We start from the raw sequence: 19,581 nt of genomic DNA, 5'->3' as shown, positions 1-19,581 counted from the left end.
GCCCTTAACTTAATCCTAATCCTGAAACAACAATTGCGCCACGAAAGCTAGACGGAAGAAGCGGGCCGAGCCAAACTCAACGATCGTCAGAGCGTTTGCGATGCACCCAGGCAGTCAATGCGATAGCGCCGAAGAGCGCATAATAGATCGCTTCATTCTGCTCAACCCCGAACAACCAGATCGAGCCATAACCAAAGATCGCCGCGCCCATACCGCCAAAGGCAAAGCCGCGCATCACTCGGCACAGGGCGCAGTTGCGGAAGTTCACCCCGCCCATATCAGAGTACTAAACGCTTCAGACATTCGAGATAGGCCGCCTCGTCGGGCATGCGCTTGTTCGATTGGGCCTCCCAGAGGATGCGGCCAAGGCACTCCATCATCTGGTGCTCCGCCTCATGAGGGTCATCCAGCCGCTGACAGAGGCGCTGATGATAGCCGGCGATGCCGGCTGGCCGATCGGTGCTGACCTGCTCTTGCAAGGTGATGTGCATCCCCATATGCAGAAACGGGTTGGACTCACCACCCTCGGGCAGAAAGTCGCGTGCCTTGGCTTGCTCGCCATCCAGCAGCATCGGCTGATACTCCGGATGCAGTTCGATGATGCCCGCCACCACCAGCTCTAGCGGCTGCATCGGCTCACCGCCGATACGCTTGCGCCAGGCGTCAACGAACACCTGGCGGATCTTATCTCTGTTACCTCCAAACAATGGGATAGTGCCTCAGTCAGGGGTTTTGCGTCGCTGCCTTGGCGAACTTCGCCAGCACCGCCGCCATCTTGTTTTTCACCGGCTCCCGATCGTGGATGCCAAAGCGATTGAGAATACGCGCCGGACGAGTGTAGCTAAGCCAGACTACGCCTTTGGCATCCCGCCAGACCAGCACCTTCAGCGGCAGATCGATACCAACCCGCTGGTCGCTGATCATCAGCGGGGTGCCCGCCTTGGGGCTACCGAAGATCAGCAACTGGGTCGGACGCAGGCTCTTGCCGACGCTGGCGGCACCCTTGGCGTGGTCGATGCGGGCAAATACCTTCATACCGGCGGCCTTTACGACTTTTTGCAGACGATTCATGGTGCGCTCCACGCCAAACTCGCTACGCACATTGATCAGGCCATTGCCCGCCCAGACGGAGCTTGAGGCAAGCAGGGCGGCAATCGCCAGCAGAGTAGCCCATCGTTTCATATCATTCCTCCTCTCAATCCTCGACAAAGCTGCGGCTGCGGCCACTTTCATTCGGTTTTCTCGCGGCATTCGCAGAGATCTTCGATCACACAACTGCCGCAACGCGGCTTGCGCGCCACACAAGTATAGCGCCCATGCAAGATCAGCCAGTGGTGCGCATCCTGCAAAAACTCCTGTGGAATCCAGCGCAGTAACTTTTTCTCCACCTCCAGCGGTGTCTTGCCTGGCGCCAGTCGGGTGCGGTTGCCAACCCGGAAGATATGCGTATCCACCGCCATTGTGGGATGGCCGAAGGCGGTATTCAACACCACATTGGCGGTCTTGCGCCCCACCCCCGGCAGCGCCTCCAGCGCCTTGCGCTGCTCCGGCACCTCGCCACCGTGATGCTCCAGCAGCATCCGACAGGCGGCGATGATATTCTTCGCCTTGCTGTTGAACAGGCCGATGGTCTTGATGTATTCCTTCAACCCCGTCTCGCCCAGTTCGAGGATCCCAGCCGGAGTGTTGGCCACCGGAAAGAGCCGGGCGGTGGCCTTGTTGACCCCCTTGTCAGTAGCTTGGGCGGAAAGGATCACCGCAATCAGCAGCTCGAAGGTCGAGCTGTAGTTAAGTTCCGTGGTGGGGTTGGGGTTGGCTTGCTGCAGCCGCTCAAAGATATGCCGGCGCTTCTCTTGGTTCATCTCAATCGTGGAGCCCCAGCTGGTGAAGACAGAAAGCGGGAAGTCTAGCAGTTCAGCACCGCTCAGATCATCTCCACCACCCATTTGGTGACCACACCAGTAGCGCGGGCACACTGCTCACCGCGTGCATCGGCAAAGGCTTTGTATTCCGTTGCATCCCACAGGTCATAGGTGCGGCCGGTGAAGCGTTGCTGCAACTCTTCACAGGTGATGCCGCCGAACTCCTCGCGGAAGCGCTCGACCAGTTCCCGACCCTTGCGAAAGTTGCCGATGCCTCGCCCCCGGTCGAGTTTATCCCGATCCCGCCCGCGCTTGGCGCTGAGCGCCATCAGGCCACCGGTGAGCGCACCGCAGGCGCCCTGCCCCATCAGACCTCCACCGCCAGAGAGGCCATGACTCGCCTTGATCGTCTCGTCACTGATGATGCCAATGGTCTCCTGCACCGTGGCCAACACACACTGAGGGCAGCAGCCATAATCCAGTTCATATTGAGTCGCCTTCGCATAGGCCTGTTCGGCGAGTTGTGCGCGCTTTTCCTTGTCCATTACTACTCCAGCAGGGATTGAAGATCCGTCAATTTCAGCAAAATGGTGCAGCTGCGGCATTGATTATGGGCAATCGGAGCATCTGGGGGGCCGCTGAAGGGCAACACCACTCCGCCATGTGCCGGATTGCTCACTCTGCAATGGGTAGATCACCACCCCCCATCCGGTTTGCCTCTTCACCCTGTTAATCCCCACTCTCCTTTTTGACGGTGCCGAGAAACGCGGGCTCAACCCGCTTGCCGTTCAACGCCATAGTGCAGTAGTCGGTCTCATCGATCTGATCCACCACCTTCTCCGCCAGCGCCTCCACCAGCAGGGAGGTTCCGCCGGTGGCTAGCGCGGTCAGGGTGGTGGCGGTGGTCTTCAGTGTTCCCGCCACCTTGGGGGTAATCGTCGGATGCGCCAGCGTGCCCCCAACACTGAGCGGCACCAGGGTCAGCTTCATCACACTGATATTCTTCGCCCGCGGGTCCAGACGCAGATCCAGCTGCTCTCTGCCCAGATCGATCTTACCGGTGCCGATCAGCGACAAGGCACCGGTATCGAAGACGATGGCCCGGGCATCCGCCTGGCCCTTTACGATATCGAAATAGGCCACACCGCAGTTGATCGGCTGGCCCTCTTTATCATCGGGCGACGGCAACAGCGCCTGCAGATCGGTAGCGAGGAAACCGATCGCCCCGCTCGAATAGCGCCCATCATTGATCACTAGACGGGCCTCACCATCCGCCCCCGCCATCAGCTCATGCACAGAATCTCCCGAGCCTCGCAGTTGCAGATCCAGATCAGCCTTGCCGGCAAACTGCGGCGCCTCTCCCGGTCCCGCCAGCAACGCCCCATAGTCGAGCTGGCTAATCTGCAGATCTGTTTCCAAACGGGGCAACAAGGGGCGGCTGTCAAGCCTGAGATGACTGCTCATCCTGCCCCCAGAAAAGAGGCCCTGCAGCGGCTTCAGCTGCAGGATGCCATCCTTCAGCGAGAGCTGAAGCTCGAGATCTTTGGCTACATGGCCACGGCCGCTGATCTGTTTCGCCCGATAGACAAGCTCCAGATCAGCCAACTTGAGGCTCTCCAACGGCAGGGGCTCTTTAGAGAAGAGGAACGCCGGTGCCGCTGGCTCTGCTGCCTTCTCCCCCGACGAATCCACCTCCAGAATCTCGCTCGACTCCCTCTGAGCCTTCTGAGCCGGTGTCTGTATTTGCGGCGGTGGTGGAAAGATCGCATCGATGTCCAGCAGATTGGAGGCCAGCTCCGCCTCCACTGCCGGGCGCTCACCCTCGAGGCTCAACGCCAACCAGCCGGAGAGGTCGCTATTGCCCAGAGTCAGCAGCATCTCATCCAGGCTATAGCGATCCTGCTGCGCTTTCAGCTGGCCCGAAATTTTCAGCGGCAGAGCGGGTATCGGCCCGGCCTCTTTGAGCGCCGGCACCCACGCAGCCAGCGCCTTGACGGTTCTATCCGGATGGGGCGCATCCAGGCCAAGCTGCAGCTCGACCTCTTTGGCCGTCAGCGGAATCTTGACCATACCCTCTATCGAGAGCGCCACATCCAACGCCACAGCGTTGATCTGTAGCGGGGTCGGCCGACTCAACAACAGTTCAGCCAGGGAACCGATCTGGCCGTCCGCGCTAAAAGGATCCTCCCCATAGCTGCCGACCAGCTGGTACGCCAGCGGCCCTTTGGCAGCATCGAACCCCATCCGCAGATGTTCGAGCCGCAGCGGAAGCAGCGATTTGCGCTGCGGATTTTTGAGCTGCAGCGCTAGCTGCTTCAGCTCGAGATGGCTGTCGCCCTGCAGCTGCTGCAACAGGGCACGGGGCGATCTACCTCTGCCCCGCAGGTCGATAATCAGATCCAGCCTGCCCTGACTGATCTGCTCCACGCCCAAGGCGCGAGCCAAGATTGCCAGGTCGAGCTGCTCCGCCGTCAGCTGTATTCCCAGGGCCGGTGTGGATTTAGTGCTGTCGAGGGTCAGGTCAGCCTCGATCTGACCCTCCGCCAGCTTCAGCGAGAGGGGTTTCAGCTCCAGCCTGCCGGCTTGTAACGAGAGTTCCAGTGCCAGCGCCTCGATGCTCAGTCCCTGGGTGATGATCCGCTGACCCTGGAAGCTTAGCCGGGCGTCGAACGCCTGCAACATCGCCAGCGGCAGGGGCTCATCAGAGAGTCTGAGATCAAACAGATGATCCGACGACTGCGCCTGCGCAGCCACTGGCTGGGGCAGCGCGGTTTTCCGCACCTCACCCTCTGCCTGGGGATGCAGCAACTGATCCAGATCCAACAGGGTCGATCTGAGCGCCAGATCAAAACGCGGCTGCTTGCCGCCAGGCGTGAATGCCAAGCGGCCGGTGAGGTTGTTGTCACCCAGGCTCCAGTTGAGCTGCTCGATGAGATAGCCATCCGCTTGGTCCCTGAATTGGCCGCTGAGCCGCATCGGCTGATGCGGTATTGGCCCGACAGATTTCAATGCCGGCAGCATGCTGGCGGCTGATGCCAGAGCCTGCGCCGGGTTGGGCAGATCCAGGCTGAAGGCGATCTTAATCCCCTTGCCCGTCAGCGCGTTCTGAATCTGGCCCTGCAGATCCAGGACGAGCCCCGGCAGGTCGAGTTTCAGGTCGACCGGCAAGGGGGCGCTGGCCAGTGCATTCGGCATCCCCACCCTGCCGGAGAGACTGTAGGCCTGCTGGTTGATGGCGCCCTTGCCATCCAGCTCCAACAGGGTCTGGTCCGAGTTTGCGCCGAGTTGGAGATGATCGATGGTGGTGGTGGCGATTTCGCCGCTGGCGCCATCCCGGTAGCTGACTCTGACCCGTTCGATCTGTGCCAGACGCACCACCGGCAATAACGGCCTGCCGCTGCGGGAGTCGGCGGAACGACTCTTCGCCGGTTTGCCAAACTGCCAGTTGGCCTGCCCATCCGGGTCGGTCTCCAGCAGCAGATCCAGGCCAGCCAGCTCAATCCGATCCACCACCAGACGGCGCTTCAACAATGGCAGCAACTGCAGTTGCAGTTCCAGATGCTCTAGCTGCAGCATCGGCTGCCTGCTTCCCCAGGGGGCATTGGCAAGGCTGACCTGTTGCAGCTTGAGACGGGGTTCGAGGGAGAGTTGCAGTTCAAGATCCCCAGCGATCACCAGTTCGCGCCCGCTCGCCTCACTCAGCTGGGCGGCGAGCCAGGGCTTGAGACGATTGAAGTCGGTATTCATCAGCAGGATCAAACCGATGAGTAGCACCGCAATCACAAACAGCGACACCAGACCCAGCGCAATCCCCAGCTTTTTCATCGCCACCCTCCCTCTTGGGCGAACCCCACTCAGCAGAAGCCAGCTGGCTACTCGATCGAGTCTTTGACGATGCCATCGAGCAGTTCAAAGATCTCCTGGGTCACCTTGCCCGAATCTCCCGCCAGATACTGTCGGCGGAACGCCACATAGACCTGTTCAGGTTCAGCGGCCTTAATATAAACAGCAATGGTGAAGGGGCAGATCACCAGGTTCTCCGGCGTCACCTGGGTCATCTTGTGGGAGATCACCGCGCTGCAGAACTCCACCGACTCGGCCTTTTTGAAGACATCCTTGTAGCCCAGATCGGGGCCGGTACGATTCAGCATATCGCTCACATGCAGGGTGCCACTGACCAACATGCCGCGTTCCTCAATCGCCATCTTGATGTTGTCGATGACATCCTCATAGGCCTCGTCCGACTTATAGATCTGCACGGCTCCCGCTGCCGCGGGTGCCTCTCCCCCAGCGCTTGCCAGCAGCGGCATCAGCAGGATCATCCACGCCAGAATCACTCTCATCTTCCTTCTCCTTCCCGATTATTGTTCATACGTCGCCGCTGCCCCAACAGGAGAGCGCCCAACAGCAGCAGCGGCGGTAGCACAAACCACCAGTGCGACGGCTGCTGCAGGCTTTCATGGTAACCGACAATGCGACGAGTATAGCCCGGCTCCAGGCCGAGGTTTTCCGCCGGGCTCATGAAGCCGATATCGATTACTCGCAGACTGTCGCCCTCAGCCTCGGTGACGAAACCCATACCCTGCAGACGCCCCGCCACCGGCAGATCCGGCACCATCAGGGTCAGTTCACGCATTACCAGCCGGCCGCTCTCCTGCTCCACTTCCACCTGCAGCCGCAGTGAATCACCCGGGGTAGTGGAACGCAATTGCTCCGCAATCTGCGAGGCAGGCTGCAACTGGTCCGGTGGATAGAGCCAATCCCGCCAGTAATCGGGACGAAACAGGGAGAAGGCGATCAGCAACAGCAGCAGACTCTCCCACCAGCGGTTACGCGCCAGCAGCCAACCCTGGGTGGCAGAGACGAACAGCAACATCGCCGCCAACGCTGAGCTAAACACAACCAGCAGGTGGCCGATGGAATCAACCCCGATCAGCAGCAGCTCGGTGTTAAAGATGAACATGAACGGCAACACCGCAGTGCGAATATCGTAGTAGAACGACTGCAGCCCGGTGCGGATCGGGTCGGCCCGGGAGATCCCCGCCGCGGCGTAGGCCGCCAGCCCCACCGGCGGCGTGTCATCGGCAAGTATGCCGAAGTAGAAGACAAACATATGCACCGCCAGCAGTGGGATCTCCAGCCCGTGGGCGGCGGAGAGCTGCACGATCACCGGCGCCATCAGAGTCGAGACGACGATGTAGTTGGCGGTGGTGGGCAAGCCCATACCGAGCACCATGCAAACCAGCGCGGTGAGCAGCAGCATGAAGAAGACCGAACCGAAAGAGAGACTCTCGATCAGCTCCGCCAGCACCTGTCCGATCCCGGTCAGGCTCACCGTGCCCACCACGATACCGGCAGTGGCGGTGGCAACTCCGATGCCGATCATGTTGCGCGCGCCATTCTCCAACCCACGAATCAACGAGAGCCCACCGTGGCGTAGCGCCGCCGACAGATTGCGCCGGGCAAACAGCGCCCGCAGCCCCTCCTGGCTGAGCTGGATCAGCAGCATCAGGCAAATCGCGTAGAAGACCGCGCTGGCCGGCGACAGCCGCAACAGCATCAGACACCAAACCAACACCACGATCGGCAGTAGAAAGTGCAACCCACCCAACAGCGCCCGGCCAACGCTCATCACCTCATCCAGCCCCGACTCACGGCGCAAATCACAACGCACCTCGCAGTAGATCAGCGCCACATAGAGCCCCATCACCAGCAGCGCCACCCCCCAGAAGGCGGCCGCACCTAACAGGCTAGCGATGCCCTCCACCAGCCAGTAGGCGAGCAGAAAAAACAGCAGCGTACCGGACAGCATCAACCCCGCCCCCAGCAGGCGGGCACTGAGACGGCGCACCGGCCGCATCTCGCCCTGCATACCCGCCTTCACCGCCTCCAGATGTACCAGATAGATCAGCGCCAGATAGCTCAACAGTGCCGGTAGCGCAGCGTGGCGGATCACCTCCACATAGCTGATATTGAGGTACTCCACCATCAGGAAGGCCGCCGCCCCCATCACCGGCGGCATTATTTGGCCGTTGGTGGAAGCCGCCACCTCGATCGCCCCCGCCTTCTCACCGCTGAACCCCACCTTTTTCATCAGCGGGATGGTGAAGGTGCCGGTGGTCACCACATTGGCGATGGAGGAGCCGGAGACCATGCCGGTCAACCCGGAAGCGAGCACCGCAGCCTTGGCAGGGCCGCCACGCATATGGCCCACCAGGGCAAAGGCGACACGGATGAAGTAGTGGCCGCCACCGGCCTGCTCCAGCAGGCTGCCAAACAGCACAAATAGAAACACAAACCCCGCCGAGACCCCCAGCGCAACACCGAACACCCCCTCGCTGGAGAGCCACTGGTGGGAGGCAACCCGCGTCAGCGAGTGACCCTTGTGGGCCAGCAAATCGGGCAGCCAGGGACCGGAAAAACTGTAACCAAGAAACAGCACGGCGACGATCGCCAGCGGCCAGCCGAGGGCGCGACGAGTCGCCTCCAGCAGCAACACTACCCCGATCACCGCGAGCGTCACATCGAGCAGGCTGGGATCACCAGCACGCTCTGCCAGAGAGTGATGAAAGAGGAAAAGATAGCCGGCACAGAAGGCCCCCACCAGGGCCAGCAGCCAATCGAGCAGCGGGATCTGATGGCTGATCCTGCCTCGTTGGGGTGGGAACGAGAGGTAGGCGAGAAAGATCGCAAAGGCGAGGTGGATCGAGCGCACCTCGGTGTCGTTGAAGACGCCAAAGCCGAGCGCGAAGGGGATCGGTGAGGCAACCCACAGCTGGAACAGCGCCCAGCCCAGAGCCACTGCCAGCAACAGCTGCTTCGGCCAGCCTTCGGGACGGCGACCGCCATGCTCCACCGCCTCGATCTGCTCCAGGCGCAGCTTAGCGGACGCGTCACTCATTGGAGAAATTCGTCACTATGCAGCCCAGCTTGAACGCGGCATCAGGATCCAGCCCGGGGCAGGGCTCCTACTCTATCAACCCGGCTTCACGATAGTAGCGCAGCGCCCCGGGATGGTAGGGGGCGGAGTTGCCCTGCAGCATCGACTGCGGGGTGAGATGGGCAAAGGCGGGATGCAATCCGCGCATCGCCTCGAGATTTTCGAACACCGCTTTTACCAGCTGGTAGACCACTTCGTCATCCACATCGGCGCGGCTCACCAAAGTCGCCTTGGAACCGAAGGTATGGGCGTCGAAGTCGTTACCGCGGTACATCCCAGCAGGGATGGTGGCCGGCGCGTAGTAGGAGAGCGAGTCGATCAGCCGCTGCACCGCAGCCCCCTCCACCTGCACCAGTCGTGCGTCACAGGCGGTGGTCGCCTCCTTGATCGCCGCATTGGGATGACCTGCCATAAAGATCATCACATCGATCTTGTTATCACAGAGCGCGCGGGACTGCTCCGAGGCCTTCAGCTCGGCGGCCAGCTTGAAATCGTCCATGCTCCAGCCGAGCAGCACCATCAGTTCCTCCAGGGTACCGCGCTGACCCGAGCCGGGGTTGCCGACGTTGACCCGTTTACCCTTCAGGTCGGCCAGCGTCTTGACCCCGCTGTCAGTCCTGGCGACCACGGTAAAGGGCTCGCTGTGGATCGCGAAGACTGCGCGCAGATCTTTATTCGGACCCTTGGCCTTGAACTTGGAGCTACCCTGGTAGGCGTGCAGCTGCCAATCGGACTGGGCGATAGCAAAATCGAGCTCGCGATTCGCCAGGGTGTTGAGATTGAAGATGGAACCGCCGGTAGACTCCACGGCACAGCGGATGCCATGGCTGCGCCGGTTGCGGTTGATCAGGCGGCAGATGGCGCCCCCCGCCGGATAGTAGACCCCGGTCAGCCCGCCGGTACCGATACTGATGAAACGCTGTTCCGCAGCCTGGGCCAACAGAGTCAGGGAAAACAGCGACATAAACAACAGGGCCTTTCTCATCATCGCCTCCGGATCACCGGACGCCCGGCCCGGCCTGTGGTTTTTATTGCGGCAATCCTAACAGCTTCGCCAATCCATCGGGAGCGACAGCTATCCTCAGTGTTGATCCGGTAGGGGCTCAGGCCTCGAGATCGCATAGCCCTGCACAAAATCGACACCCATACTGGCCAGCTGCTCTCTGATCGCATCGCTCTCGACAAACTCGGCGATGGTCTGCTTGCCCAGTACCTGGGCGATGTCATTGATCGACTTCACCATCGCCAGATTGATCGGGTCATCCAGCATCTCGCGCACGAAGGAGCCATCGATCTTGAGGAAATCCACCGGCAGGTTTTTCAGGTAACCGAAGGAGGACATACCGCTACCAAAGTCGTCCAGCGCAAAGCGGCACCCCAGCTGTTTAATCTCCAGCATTAGCCGCCTCGCCACTTCGAGGTTGGATACCGCTGCGGTCTCGGTGATCTCGAAACAGATCTTTTCCGGTGGAATCCCGAAGGTCTCAAAACTGTTGCCGATGAACTCGCTGAAACGCTCATCGCCGATGCTGTGCCCGGAGAGATTGATGGTGGCAAAATCGAGGTCTTCCAGCTCTTCCGGGGAACTGGCCAACCAGCGGAAGGCAGCCTGCACTACCCAGCGATCGATGCTGGGCATCAGGCCAAAACGCTCCGCCGGCACCAGGAACACGGCGGGCGAGAGCAACTCTGTATCCTGCATACGGACCAAAAATTCGTAACGCCGCAGGGCATTTTTCCGCTCCTCCCCCAGTGCAACGATAGCCTGACGGTAGAGCAGAAAACGCTCCTCCTCAAAGCCACGATGGATGCGCTCTACCCAGTCCATCTCCTCGCGTCGGCGCGCCAGTTCCAGATCATCCGGCGCATAGACCTGCACCCGGTTGCGCCCCCGCTCCTTGGCTGCGTAGCAGGCCGCATCCGCCGCACTCATCACCTCCGCCAGGCTCTCTCCTTGCCCGGTGATCGGCACCACGCCAATGCTGATGCCTACGCTATAGCGGCGATCACTCCAGAAGAACTGGAACTTCCTGACCACTTTCAATACCCCCTCGGCGATCTTCTCCGCCACCGCCAGGGAGCAGTATTTCAACAGCACTCCAAACTCATCTCCGCCCAGCCGGGCCAGGGTATCGCTGAGGCGCACCTCATGCTTCAACATTTGACTCAGCTGCCGCAACAACTCATCCCCGGCGGCATGGCCAGAGGTGTCATTGACCAGTTTGAACTGGTCTAGGTCCATATAGAGCACACAGTGCTCCCTCCCCCCCTCATCCATCACCCGGTTCATGCGACGCTCGAATTCACGCCGGTTGATCAGGCCGGTGAGTGCATCATGGGTCGCCTGATAGGAGAGCTGCTCTTCCATCGCTCTGGCTGCGGTAATATCGCGCAGAAAGGCAGTAAAGACCGGCTCGCCACCCACATTCTCACGGGTCACCGTTAACTCCACCGGAAAGGTGTGGCCGGCCGCATGCAGCGCGGTCACCTCAATGCGCTCACCGAGGATGGTCGCCGTCTTTCCATCAAGCTGGCGCTGTATACCAGCCCAATGGGCATCTCGGCTCTCTTCCGGGATCAGCAGTTCAGCCATATCCCGGCTCACCATCTGTTCACGGCGATAGCCGAAGGTCCGTTCCGCGGCCGGGTTGAACTCCAACACCCGACCCTGCGCATCCACAGAAACAATACAATCAAGCGCACTCTTGACGATGGCTGCCTTGCGCGCCTCACTGTCGGTGAGTGCAGCAACCGCCATGAGCTGCGCCTGCTGCCGGGCCGCCAGCTGTCGATAGCCCATCAGCAACCCGAACAGGCCCAACAACCAGACACAGGCATAGGCCGCAATCTCCCTCTGAATCGAGGCGTTCTCCATCTCCAGATACCCCCCCATCGGTAGCGCCACCCCGACAGCGCCACCATTGCCGCCCACTCTCCAACCCTGGCCCGGATGGCAGAGCAGACAACCTTTATGCACCTTCAGCGGCCGCATCAGGCGCAGGTAAGGCTCGCCGTCGATCTCGGTGAACTCGAAAGCTTCTTCCTTGCCCTGATCGAAGCGGGCCAGCGCCTGTTTCTCCCAGGCATCGGGCCTGTTCTCAGGCCGCAGCGGATTGAGGCTGGTCACCCGTCCCGGCACACCGTAAAGGTCGCCGTAGTGTTCCTTCATCTGGCGGATCATCGATGCCGGGTTGATCAGCGTAAGCTGGACTCCCGACGGGGTGGTCAGATCGCGATCAGGGATATGTTTGAGATAAGGATCGGGCTGGGTGGTCTCAGAGACCGGCACATAGATGCGCCCATGGTCGGTGCCCCAGAGGCGGAAGGCGTTGTCCTTGAAGAAGTGCGCGCGCGCCTCGGCGGTTGCCATCTCGCGGGTATTTTCTTGGATATCTGCGGCTCCCCAGAAGCTGAGCACGACAAACACCAAAGTCCAGCCTGCACTGAGCAGCAGGGAATACCACTTCAGGCTGTTTCGTCCAATCCCGCTGACACTGTCAATCAAAAAGCCACTCTCCATCACCAGGGGCGACTCCTGCCAACGAGTCGTCAGACCCAACCGACTGACCATCCCTCATCGATAGTCTTCGGTATGCGCATCCCCTGCGACAGAAAGCTTTCCGCCCGGATACAAAAAAAGCGCCGCACAATTGACTCAACACCCTGTGCGCTTTCTCTACTTCTAATGTAGGCACTATCGTCCCCCGTTACCATCAGCAGAGAAAAAACTGCAACAGAGCGCGGTGAACTTGTCCGGCTGTTCGGCATAGAGCCAGTGACCTGCGCCTTCGATCATGCGCAGCCGGGCGAAGGGGAAGTGACGCAGGATGATCGGTCGATACGACTCCCGCACATAGTCCGAGCAGGAGCCATGCAGAAACAGTGCCTCACCGGGGAAGGCCTGCCCACCGACTTCGGGAAAGGAGAGCAACTCCGGCAGCGCAGCCTGCAGACCACTCAAATTGAGTCGCCACTGCCACTCGCCATCGATGCGCAGCAGATTCTGCAGCAGATAGCCGCGCACCCCGGCATCATCGACCCATCGGGCCAGCTGCTGGTCGAGCTGCTGCCGGGTTGCTGCAGGAGACAGATCGACCCCCAGCAGGCCGTCGAAGATTGCATCGAAACGGTGCGAATAGCTGACCGGGGCGATATCGGCCACGACCAGCCGCTCGAGCCGCTCAGGGTGTTGCAGCGCCAGCCACATCGCCACCTTGCCGCCCATGCTGTGACCGCAGAGATGGGCCGCTGAGATCCCAAGCTGATCCATCAGCGCCAGCAGATCCTCCACCATCACCGGGTAGTCCATCGGCATCGCGTGGGCGGAGCGACCGTGGTTGCGCAGATCGGGGATAATCAGGCGGAAATCGGCGGCCAGCCGCCGGGCGATGCCGAGCCAGTTGGCGGAGGAGCCGAACAGACCGTGCAGCAGGATCAACGGCGGCGCAGTGGGATCGCCCGCCTCACGGTAGTGGAGCTGCAGACTCATGGGTTTCTGGAACCCGCAGGAGCGCTGCTTGCAGCGCGAATTACCCCCGGCAGTTCGCGCCGCGAGCGGCACTCCTACTTCTTGCGTTTTCTCGGCGGCAGCAGGTCAGTGATGCTGCCCTCGGCCATCTCCGCAGCGAAGCAGATGGTCTCGTTGAGGGTTGGATGGGGGTGCACGGTGAGCCCGATATCCTCCGCATCGGCGCCCATCTCCAGCGCCAGCACGGTCTCGCCGATCAGCTCGCCGGCATTGGGGCCGACGATGCCGGCGCCGAGGATACGCCTGCTGCCGGGCTCAAACAGCAGCTTGGTCATGCCTTCATCACGACCGATGCCGAGCGCCCGACCGCTGGCGGCCCAGGGGAAGGCACCCTTCTCATACTCTATGCCCTTAGCCTTGGCCTCGGTCTCGGTCAGCCCCATCCAGGCCACCTCCGGATCAGTGTAGGCCACAGAGGGGATGGTCATGGCATCGAACTGGGCCGGCAGACCGGCGATCACCTCCGCCGCCACCTTCGCCTCATGGGTCGCCTTGTGGGCTAGCATCGGTTGTCCCACCACATCGCCGATGGCGTAGATGTTGGGGACGTTGGTACGCATCTGCTGATCCACCGGAATGAAGCCATGCTCGTCGATGTTGATCCCCGCGGCCTCGGCGTTAATTGACCTGCCGTTGGGAGTGCGCCCCACCGCCACCAGCACCTTGTCGTAGAGTTGCGGCTTGTCCGGTGCGTTTTTGCCCTCGAAGCTCACCTTCAGCCCCTGCTTCTGCGCCTGGACGTCGGTGACCTTAGTCTCCAGCATGATGCTGTGGTAGCGCTTCTTGATGCGCTTGGTGAGCGGTCGCACCAGATCCGGATCACAGCCGGGGATCAGCGTCGGCTGCAGCTCGACGATATCAATCTCACTGCCGAGGGTGGCGTAGACGGTGGCCATCTCCAAGCCGATGATACCGCCACCGATCACCAGCATCTTTTTAGGCACATCGCTCAGTGCCAGGGCGCCAGTGGAGTCGATCAGGCGCGGGTCTTCGTGAGGGAAGCCCGGAATCTTGATCGAGCTGGAGCCACAGGCGATGATCGCATCACTAAAGGCAATCGAGGTGCGCCCCTCAGCGCTCTCGACACCGATGCGATTGGGCGATTCAAATCGGCCCACCCCCTGCACCACCTGCACCTTGCGCTGCTTGGCCAACGCACTCAGCCCGGTGGTGAGCTTCTTCACCACCTTATCCTTGCCGGCGCGCAATTTGTCGAGATCGATATCGGGCTTGCCAAAGCTGATTCCCATTGACTCCATCTCGGCCGCCTCGTTGATCACATCGGCGGCGTGCAGCAGCGCCTTGGAGGGAATGCAACCGACGTTGAGGCAGACCCCGCCGAGACGGGGGTAGCGTTCGATCAGCACCACCCGCTTGCCCAAGTCAGCAGCGCGGAAGGCGGCGGTGTAGCCGCCGGGGCCACCGCCCAGCACCACCAGATCGGTCTGGATATCCGCCGGCCCTTTGACTGCCTCGGCCACTGGCGCGCCCTTCGGCTCGGGCTTAGGCTGAGCTGTCTCCGCCGCACTCACTTCCAGCCTGAGGATCGGGCTGCCGACAGAGATTTTATCCCCCACCTTGACCAGCAGATCCATCACGACCCCCGATTCGGGGGCCGGGATCTCCATCGTTGCTTTGTCGCTCTCCAAGGTGATGATGGAGTCCTCCGCCTCGATCCGATCACCCTCGGCAACCAGCACCTCGATGATGTCGACTTGGTCGAAATCGCCGATGTCAGGAAGAGTAACCTCGATGGTTTTGCTCATGTTGTTTCCTCTGGGGAACGGCCTGTGTCTGTGTTTGAATCTATAATGCCCGCTGGGTAAGCGAACCTGCCATAGGTCGGGCATAGCCCGACATTATCCTTGATTTTGCGCGATGGCACACGGCGGCCTGGGAAGCTCTAAACAAGTCATGATTGCTTTACGCTGGTTAAAATCGCCCCAATTCGTCCCGAAGACCGGAGCAATAGGCCGGCTATTCCTGCTCACTTCGAAACAAATTGGAACGATTTTATCTCAGCCTAAATCTAACCAGACTTATTCAGAGCTTCCCTAGGGGCCACCCTATCTCTACAACAGCAGCCGCCGGATGTCGCTCAGCACCCCGCCCAGGTGGCTGGTAAAACGCACGCCGTCGGCGCCGTCGATCACTCTGTGATCGTAGGAGAGCGACAGCGGCAGCATCAGCCGAGGCTGGAACGCCTGGCCATCCCACACTGGTTTCATCGCAGCACGGGAGACGCCGAGGATCGCCACCTCCGGTGCGTTGACGATGGGCGTGAAGGCGGTGCCGCCGATACCGCCCAGGCTAGAGATGGAGAAACAACCACCCTGCAGATCGGCGGGCATCAGCTTGCCGTCACGGGCGCGGCCACTGACCGCCATCAGCTCATTCGCCAGATCGAACACACCCTTCTGATCCACATCGCGGATCACCGGCACCACCAAACCGTTGGGGGTATCCACCGCCACACCGATATGCACATATTTACGGTAGATCAGGCTCTCGCCATCGGGCGAGAGGGCGGCGTTGAAGGTCGGCATCTCGCGCAGCGCGGCGGCCACCGCTTTCATCAGAAACGGCATGAAGGTGAGGCGCAGATCCTGCTTCAGCGCTGCCTCCTTCTGCGCCTTGCGAAACGCCTCCAGCTCGGTGATATCGGCCTCGTCGAACTGGGTGACATGGGGCACCGTGAGCCAGCAGCGGTGCAGGTGGGCGCCACTGAGCTTTTTGAGCCTGCCCAGCGGCTGGGTGTCGATCTCACCAAACTTCGAGTAGTCGATCACGGGCCCACTCGGCATCTGCAGGGGCGAACCTGGGGCCCGTGCCGGCTGGCCACCACTGAGGGATTTCTTGATGAAACCCTGCACATCCTCCTTAAGGATGCGCCCCTTGGCGCCACTGCCGCTGATCTGACTAAGATCGACCCCCAGTTCACGGGCGAAGCGGCGCACCGCCGGGCTGGCGTGGGCCTTCCTCTCGCCCAGCTCGATGCTGCCACCGGGCACCGGGTAGGGGCTGCTTGCCTTCTCACCCGCAGGTCGCCGTTCGGGCGCATCCGACTGCACCGCCGGGGCGGGGGCCTGCACCGTCTCTAGCTCCTCGGTGGCAGGCGCCGGTGCGTCGTGATTGGTGGGAGCCGCCTCTTCAGAACTCGCATCCAGGATCATGCGTAACAGCAGATGCCCCTTGCTAATCTGGTCGCCCACCTTGACCCGCACCTCGGTCACCCTGCCCGCATGGGGCGAGGGGATCTCCATGGTCGCCTTGTCGCTCTCCAGGGTGACCAGCGAATCCTCCACCGCCACCTGGTCCCCCTCGGAGACCAATACCTCGATGATCTCGACCGCGTCGAAGTCACCGATGTCTGGCAACACTACATCTGTCGTTTTTGCCACTGTCTATCCTCTACCGCCTTTTCGGCGCTCAATCTTTTCCCGGCTGGAATACCGAAGCCGGCCATGCTCTGAGATCGCTAGAGCGTGCTCGGATTCGGCTTTTCCGGGTCGATCTTGTACTTTTTGATCGCCTTGCTAACTTCGGATGCATCAATCTTGCCATCGTCGGCCAACGCCTTGAGGGCAGCCAGCGCCACATAGTAGCGATTCACCTCAAAGAACTTGCGCAGCTGTGAACGCATGTCGCTGCGGCCAAAACCGTCAGTGCCGAGCACGCTGTAGCGGCGATCGATATAGGGGCGAACCTGATCTGCATAGCTGCGGATATAGTCGGTGGCGGCAATCACCGGGCCTTTGGTCTCCGCCAGCTGCTGACTGATGTAGGCGATGCGCGGTGGCTGATCCGGATGCAGCATGTTCCAGCGCTCCACATCGATACCGTCACGCCTCAGCTCTGTGAAGCTGGTGACGCTCCAGACATCGGCGGAGATGCTGAAGTCTTTCTCCAGCAGCTCGGCGGCGGCGATCACCTCCCGCAGGATCGCACCACTACCCAACAGCTGCACCCGTTTGCGCCGCTTGCCACCCAGCTGGAAGCGGTAGATGCCACGGCGGATGCCCGCTTCGACACCTTCTGGCATCGCCGGCTGCAGGTAGTTCTCGTTCATCACCGTCAGATAGTAGAAGCAGTTCTCCTGCTCCTGATACATGCGGCGCATGCCATCCTGCATGATCACCGCCAGCTCATAGGCGAAGGCCGGATCATAGGCGACGCAGTTGGGGATGGTGGCGGCCATTAGATGGCTGTGGCCATCTTGGTGCTGCAGCCCCTCGCCGGCCAGGGTGGTGCGACCGGCGGTACCGCCGATCAGGAAGCCGCGCGCCTGCATGTCGCCGGCGGCCCAAGCCAGGTCGCCGATGCGCTGAAAGCCGAACATCGAATAGTAGATGTAGAACGGGATCATCGGCGTGCCGTGGTTACTGTAGGCGGTGGCGGCAGCAATCCACGACGACATGGCCCCCGCCTCGTTGATCCCCTCCTGCAGGATCTGGCCCTTTTTATCCTCCCGGTAGTACATCACCTGGTCGGCATCCACCGGCTCATAGAGCTGGCCCACCGAGGAGTAGATGCCGAGCTGACGGAACATCCCCTCCATGCCGAAGGTGCGCGCCTCGTCGGGCACGATCGGCACCACCTGTCGACCCAGCTTCTTGTCACGCAGCAGCATGTTGAGCATCCGCACGAAGGCCATAGTGGTGGACATCTCGCGCTCACCGCTGCCTTCCAGCAGCGGCTGGAACAGGCTCAGCTCCGGCACCTGCAGCGCCTCCGCCTGGGTGCGACGGCTCGGCAGATAGCCACCCAGCTCCTGTCGCCGCTGATGCATATATTTCATCTCCGGTGTGTCGGCGGCCGGCTTGAAGAAGGGGGCGGCGCCGATCATCTCGTCGGGGATTGGGATGTTAAAACGGTCACGGAAGGCGCGTAGCGCCGCCTCGCCCATCTTTTTTTGCGAGTGGGTGATGTTCTGCCCCTCACCGGCCACGCCCATGCCGTAGCCCTTCACCGTCTTGGCCAGGATCACCGTCGGCTGGCCAGTGTGCTTGGCGGCCTCGGCGTAGGCGGCGTAGACTTTGTGCGGATCGTGGCCACCGCGGTTGAGGCGCCAAATATCCTCATCGGTCATGTCGGCGACCATCTCGGTAAGCTCCGGGTATTTGCCGAAGAAGTGCTCACGAGTGTAGGCGCCGCCCTTAGCCTTGTAGGCCTGGTAGTCGCCATCCACCGCCTCTTCCATGCGTTTCAGCAGGGTGCCATGTTTGTCGCGGCTGAACAGCGGATCCCAGTAGCCGCCCCAGATCACCTTGATCACGTTCCAGCCGGCACCACGGAACACCGCCTCCAGCTCCTGGATAATCTTGCCGTTGCCACGCACCGGGCCATCGAGCCGCTGCAGGTTGCAGTTAATGACGAAGCAGAGGTTGTCGAGCCGCTCGCGGCCGGCCAGAGAGATTGCCCCCAGCGCCTCCGGCTCATCCATCTCGCCGTCGCCGCAGAAGGCCCAGACCTTGCGCTTTTCGGTGTTGGCGATGCCGCGGTCGTTGAGGTAGCGCATGAAACGCGCCTGGTAGATCGCCATCAGCGGCCCGAGCCCCATCGAGACGGTGGGGAACTGCCAAAAGCCTGGCATCAGCTTGGGATGGGGGTAGGAGGAGAGGCCGTTGCCATCCACCTCCTGACGGAAGCTGTAGAGCTGATCCTCACTGATCCGCCCTTCCAGATAGGCACGGGCATAGATGCCGGGAGCGGAGTGGCCCTGGAAGAAGATCAGATCGCCCTCCTGCTCCTTGTTGGAGGCGCGAAAGAAGTGGTTGAAACCCACGTCGAAGAGAGTCGCCACCGAGGCAAAGCTGGAGATGTGGCCGCCCAACTCGGTGGAGATGCGGTTCGCCTGCACCACCATCGCCATCGCGTTCCAACGGATGAAGGAGCGGATGCGCCGTTCCATCGCCCGGTCACCGGGGAAGCGCTCCTGCTGACTGAGCGGGATGGTGTTGAGATAGGCGGTATTGGCGCTGAACGGCAGGTGCGCTCCGGAACGGCGCGCCTTGTCGACCAGCCGCTCGATCAGGAAATGGGCGCGTTCGACACCTTCATTCTCCAGCACCGCCTCCAAGGCGTCGAGCCATTCCTCTGTTTCCTGCGGATCGATATCGGGTTTGTTTACCATCGAGATTCTCTATGCGATTTTCGTTTTTTCTGCAGCAACTACAGCAGCAGGCTCTGCCGCTCTGTTGTCTGTCGGGACATCCAGACCCTAATGATCCGATATTGTTTACAAGCCATCA

14 protein-coding genes are annotated in these 19,581 nt (G+C 61.2%); all 14 read right to left on the bottom strand.

The genetic code is table 11. The annotated features are described in order from the left end of the window. Positions 1 to 76 precede the first annotated feature (76 nt). The 14 genes from L0Y14_RS03545 to aceE all read right to left on the bottom strand — a co-directional run bounded on the left by L0Y14_RS03545 (position 77) and on the right by aceE (position 19,463). Positions 77 to 268 (bottom strand): hypothetical protein, encoded by a 192-nt coding sequence (locus tag L0Y14_RS03545; RefSeq protein WP_138921778.1) that lies wholly within the window; start codon positions 266 to 268, stop codon positions 77 to 79. 10 nt (positions 269 to 278) lie between these two features. Beyond that, positions 279 to 707: a DUF1841 family protein gene (locus L0Y14_RS03540; protein ID WP_006474262.1), complete on the bottom strand. Its 429-nt coding sequence runs from the start codon at positions 705 to 707 to the stop codon at positions 279 to 281. A 16-nt stretch (positions 708 to 723) separates the two neighbouring features. After that, complete coding sequence (locus tag L0Y14_RS03535; protein WP_006474263.1) at positions 724 to 1,182, bottom strand: DUF302 domain-containing protein; 459 nt, start codon at positions 1,180 to 1,182, stop codon at positions 724 to 726. 47 nt (positions 1,183 to 1,229) lie between these two features. Further along, positions 1,230 to 1,862 carry an endonuclease III gene (gene nth / locus L0Y14_RS03530; protein WP_040819103.1) on the bottom strand — a complete coding sequence of 211 codons (633 nt, stop codon included), beginning with the start codon at positions 1,860 to 1,862 and terminating at the stop codon, positions 1,230 to 1,232. A gap of 62 nt (positions 1,863 to 1,924) precedes the next feature. Further along, positions 1,925 to 2,407, bottom strand: coding sequence for a C-GCAxxG-C-C family protein (locus L0Y14_RS03525; protein ID WP_006474265.1), 483 nt, complete (start codon positions 2,405 to 2,407; stop codon positions 1,925 to 1,927). 184 nt (positions 2,408 to 2,591) lie between these two features. Beyond that, positions 2,592 to 5,687, bottom strand: coding sequence for an AsmA family protein (locus L0Y14_RS03520; protein ID WP_006474266.1), 3,096 nt, complete (start codon positions 5,685 to 5,687; stop codon positions 2,592 to 2,594). A 47-nt stretch (positions 5,688 to 5,734) separates the two neighbouring features. Continuing rightward, the gene (locus L0Y14_RS03515) at positions 5,735 to 6,205 is read right to left on the bottom strand and encodes a hypothetical protein (RefSeq protein WP_005966203.1); all 471 of its coding nucleotides are present in this window, start codon (positions 6,203 to 6,205) and stop codon (positions 5,735 to 5,737) included. After that, positions 6,202 to 8,763 (bottom strand): TRAP transporter permease, encoded by a 2,562-nt coding sequence (locus tag L0Y14_RS03510; protein WP_251859249.1) that lies wholly within the window; start codon positions 8,761 to 8,763, stop codon positions 6,202 to 6,204. Before L0Y14_RS03510 ends, L0Y14_RS03515 begins: the two co-directional genes overlap by 4 nt. Positions 8,764 to 8,830: 67 nt before the next feature. Next, positions 8,831 to 9,790, bottom strand: a complete 960-nt coding sequence (locus L0Y14_RS03505) for a TAXI family TRAP transporter solute-binding subunit (RefSeq protein WP_005966200.1) — start codon at positions 9,788 to 9,790, stop codon at positions 8,831 to 8,833. A 93-nt stretch (positions 9,791 to 9,883) separates the two neighbouring features. Beyond that, positions 9,884 to 12,373 (bottom strand): EAL domain-containing protein, encoded by a 2,490-nt coding sequence (locus L0Y14_RS03500; RefSeq protein WP_251859248.1) that lies wholly within the window; start codon positions 12,371 to 12,373, stop codon positions 9,884 to 9,886. A 123-nt stretch (positions 12,374 to 12,496) separates the two neighbouring features. Continuing rightward, positions 12,497 to 13,291, bottom strand: a complete 795-nt coding sequence (locus tag L0Y14_RS03495) for an alpha/beta fold hydrolase (RefSeq protein ID WP_006474272.1) — start codon at positions 13,289 to 13,291, stop codon at positions 12,497 to 12,499. A gap of 74 nt (positions 13,292 to 13,365) precedes the next feature. Beyond that, positions 13,366 to 15,096 (bottom strand): dihydrolipoyl dehydrogenase, encoded by a 1,731-nt coding sequence (gene lpdA, locus L0Y14_RS03490; protein ID WP_251859247.1) that lies wholly within the window; start codon positions 15,094 to 15,096, stop codon positions 13,366 to 13,368. Between the two features lie 306 nt (positions 15,097 to 15,402). Further along, positions 15,403 to 16,731, bottom strand: a complete 1,329-nt coding sequence (aceF, locus tag L0Y14_RS03485; RefSeq protein WP_006474275.1) for a dihydrolipoyllysine-residue acetyltransferase — start codon at positions 16,729 to 16,731, stop codon at positions 15,403 to 15,405. A 77-nt stretch (positions 16,732 to 16,808) separates the two neighbouring features. After that, on the bottom strand, positions 16,809 to 19,463 hold the full coding sequence (gene aceE / locus L0Y14_RS03480) for a pyruvate dehydrogenase (acetyl-transferring), homodimeric type (protein WP_006474276.1): 2,655 nt from the start codon (positions 19,461 to 19,463) through the stop codon (positions 16,809 to 16,811). Positions 19,464 to 19,581: the final 118 nt, after the last annotated feature.

Source organism: Candidatus Endoriftia persephonae (genome assembly GCF_023733635.1).
Taxonomy (GTDB): domain Bacteria; phylum Pseudomonadota; class Gammaproteobacteria; order Chromatiales; family Chromatiaceae; genus Endoriftia; species Endoriftia persephonae.
The sequence above is the reverse complement of the archived record's forward strand: the minus strand, read 5'-3'. Positions and strand labels throughout refer to the sequence as shown.

Excerpts from the sequence above, each read along its gene's own strand:
- L0Y14_RS03535 (WP_006474263.1), bottom strand. The coding sequence starts at position 1,182 with ATGAAACGATGGGCTACTCTGCTGGCGATTGCCGCCCTGCTTGCCTCA.
- nth (WP_040819103.1), bottom strand. The coding sequence starts at position 1,862 with ATGAACCAAGAGAAGCGCCGGCATATCTTTGAGCGGCTGCAGCAAGCC.
- L0Y14_RS03525 (WP_006474265.1), bottom strand. The coding sequence starts at position 2,407 with ATGGACAAGGAAAAGCGCGCACAACTCGCCGAACAGGCCTATGCGAAG.
- L0Y14_RS03520 (WP_006474266.1), bottom strand. The coding sequence starts at position 5,687 with ATGAAAAAGCTGGGGATTGCGCTGGGTCTGGTGTCGCTGTTTGTGATT.
- L0Y14_RS03515 (WP_005966203.1), bottom strand. The coding sequence starts at position 6,205 with ATGAGAGTGATTCTGGCGTGGATGATCCTGCTGATGCCGCTGCTGGCA.
- L0Y14_RS03510 (WP_251859249.1), bottom strand. The coding sequence starts at position 8,763 with ATGAGTGACGCGTCCGCTAAGCTGCGCCTGGAGCAGATCGAGGCGGTG.
- L0Y14_RS03505 (WP_005966200.1), bottom strand. The coding sequence starts at position 9,790 with ATGATGAGAAAGGCCCTGTTGTTTATGTCGCTGTTTTCCCTGACTCTG.
- L0Y14_RS03500 (WP_251859248.1), bottom strand. The coding sequence starts at position 12,373 with ATGGTCAGTCGGTTGGGTCTGACGACTCGTTGGCAGGAGTCGCCCCTG.
- L0Y14_RS03495 (WP_006474272.1), bottom strand. The coding sequence starts at position 13,291 with ATGAGTCTGCAGCTCCACTACCGTGAGGCGGGCGATCCCACTGCGCCG.
- lpdA (WP_251859247.1), bottom strand. The coding sequence starts at position 15,096 with ATGAGCAAAACCATCGAGGTTACTCTTCCTGACATCGGCGATTTCGAC.
- aceE (WP_006474276.1), bottom strand. The coding sequence starts at position 19,463 with ATGGTAAACAAACCCGATATCGATCCGCAGGAAACAGAGGAATGGCTC.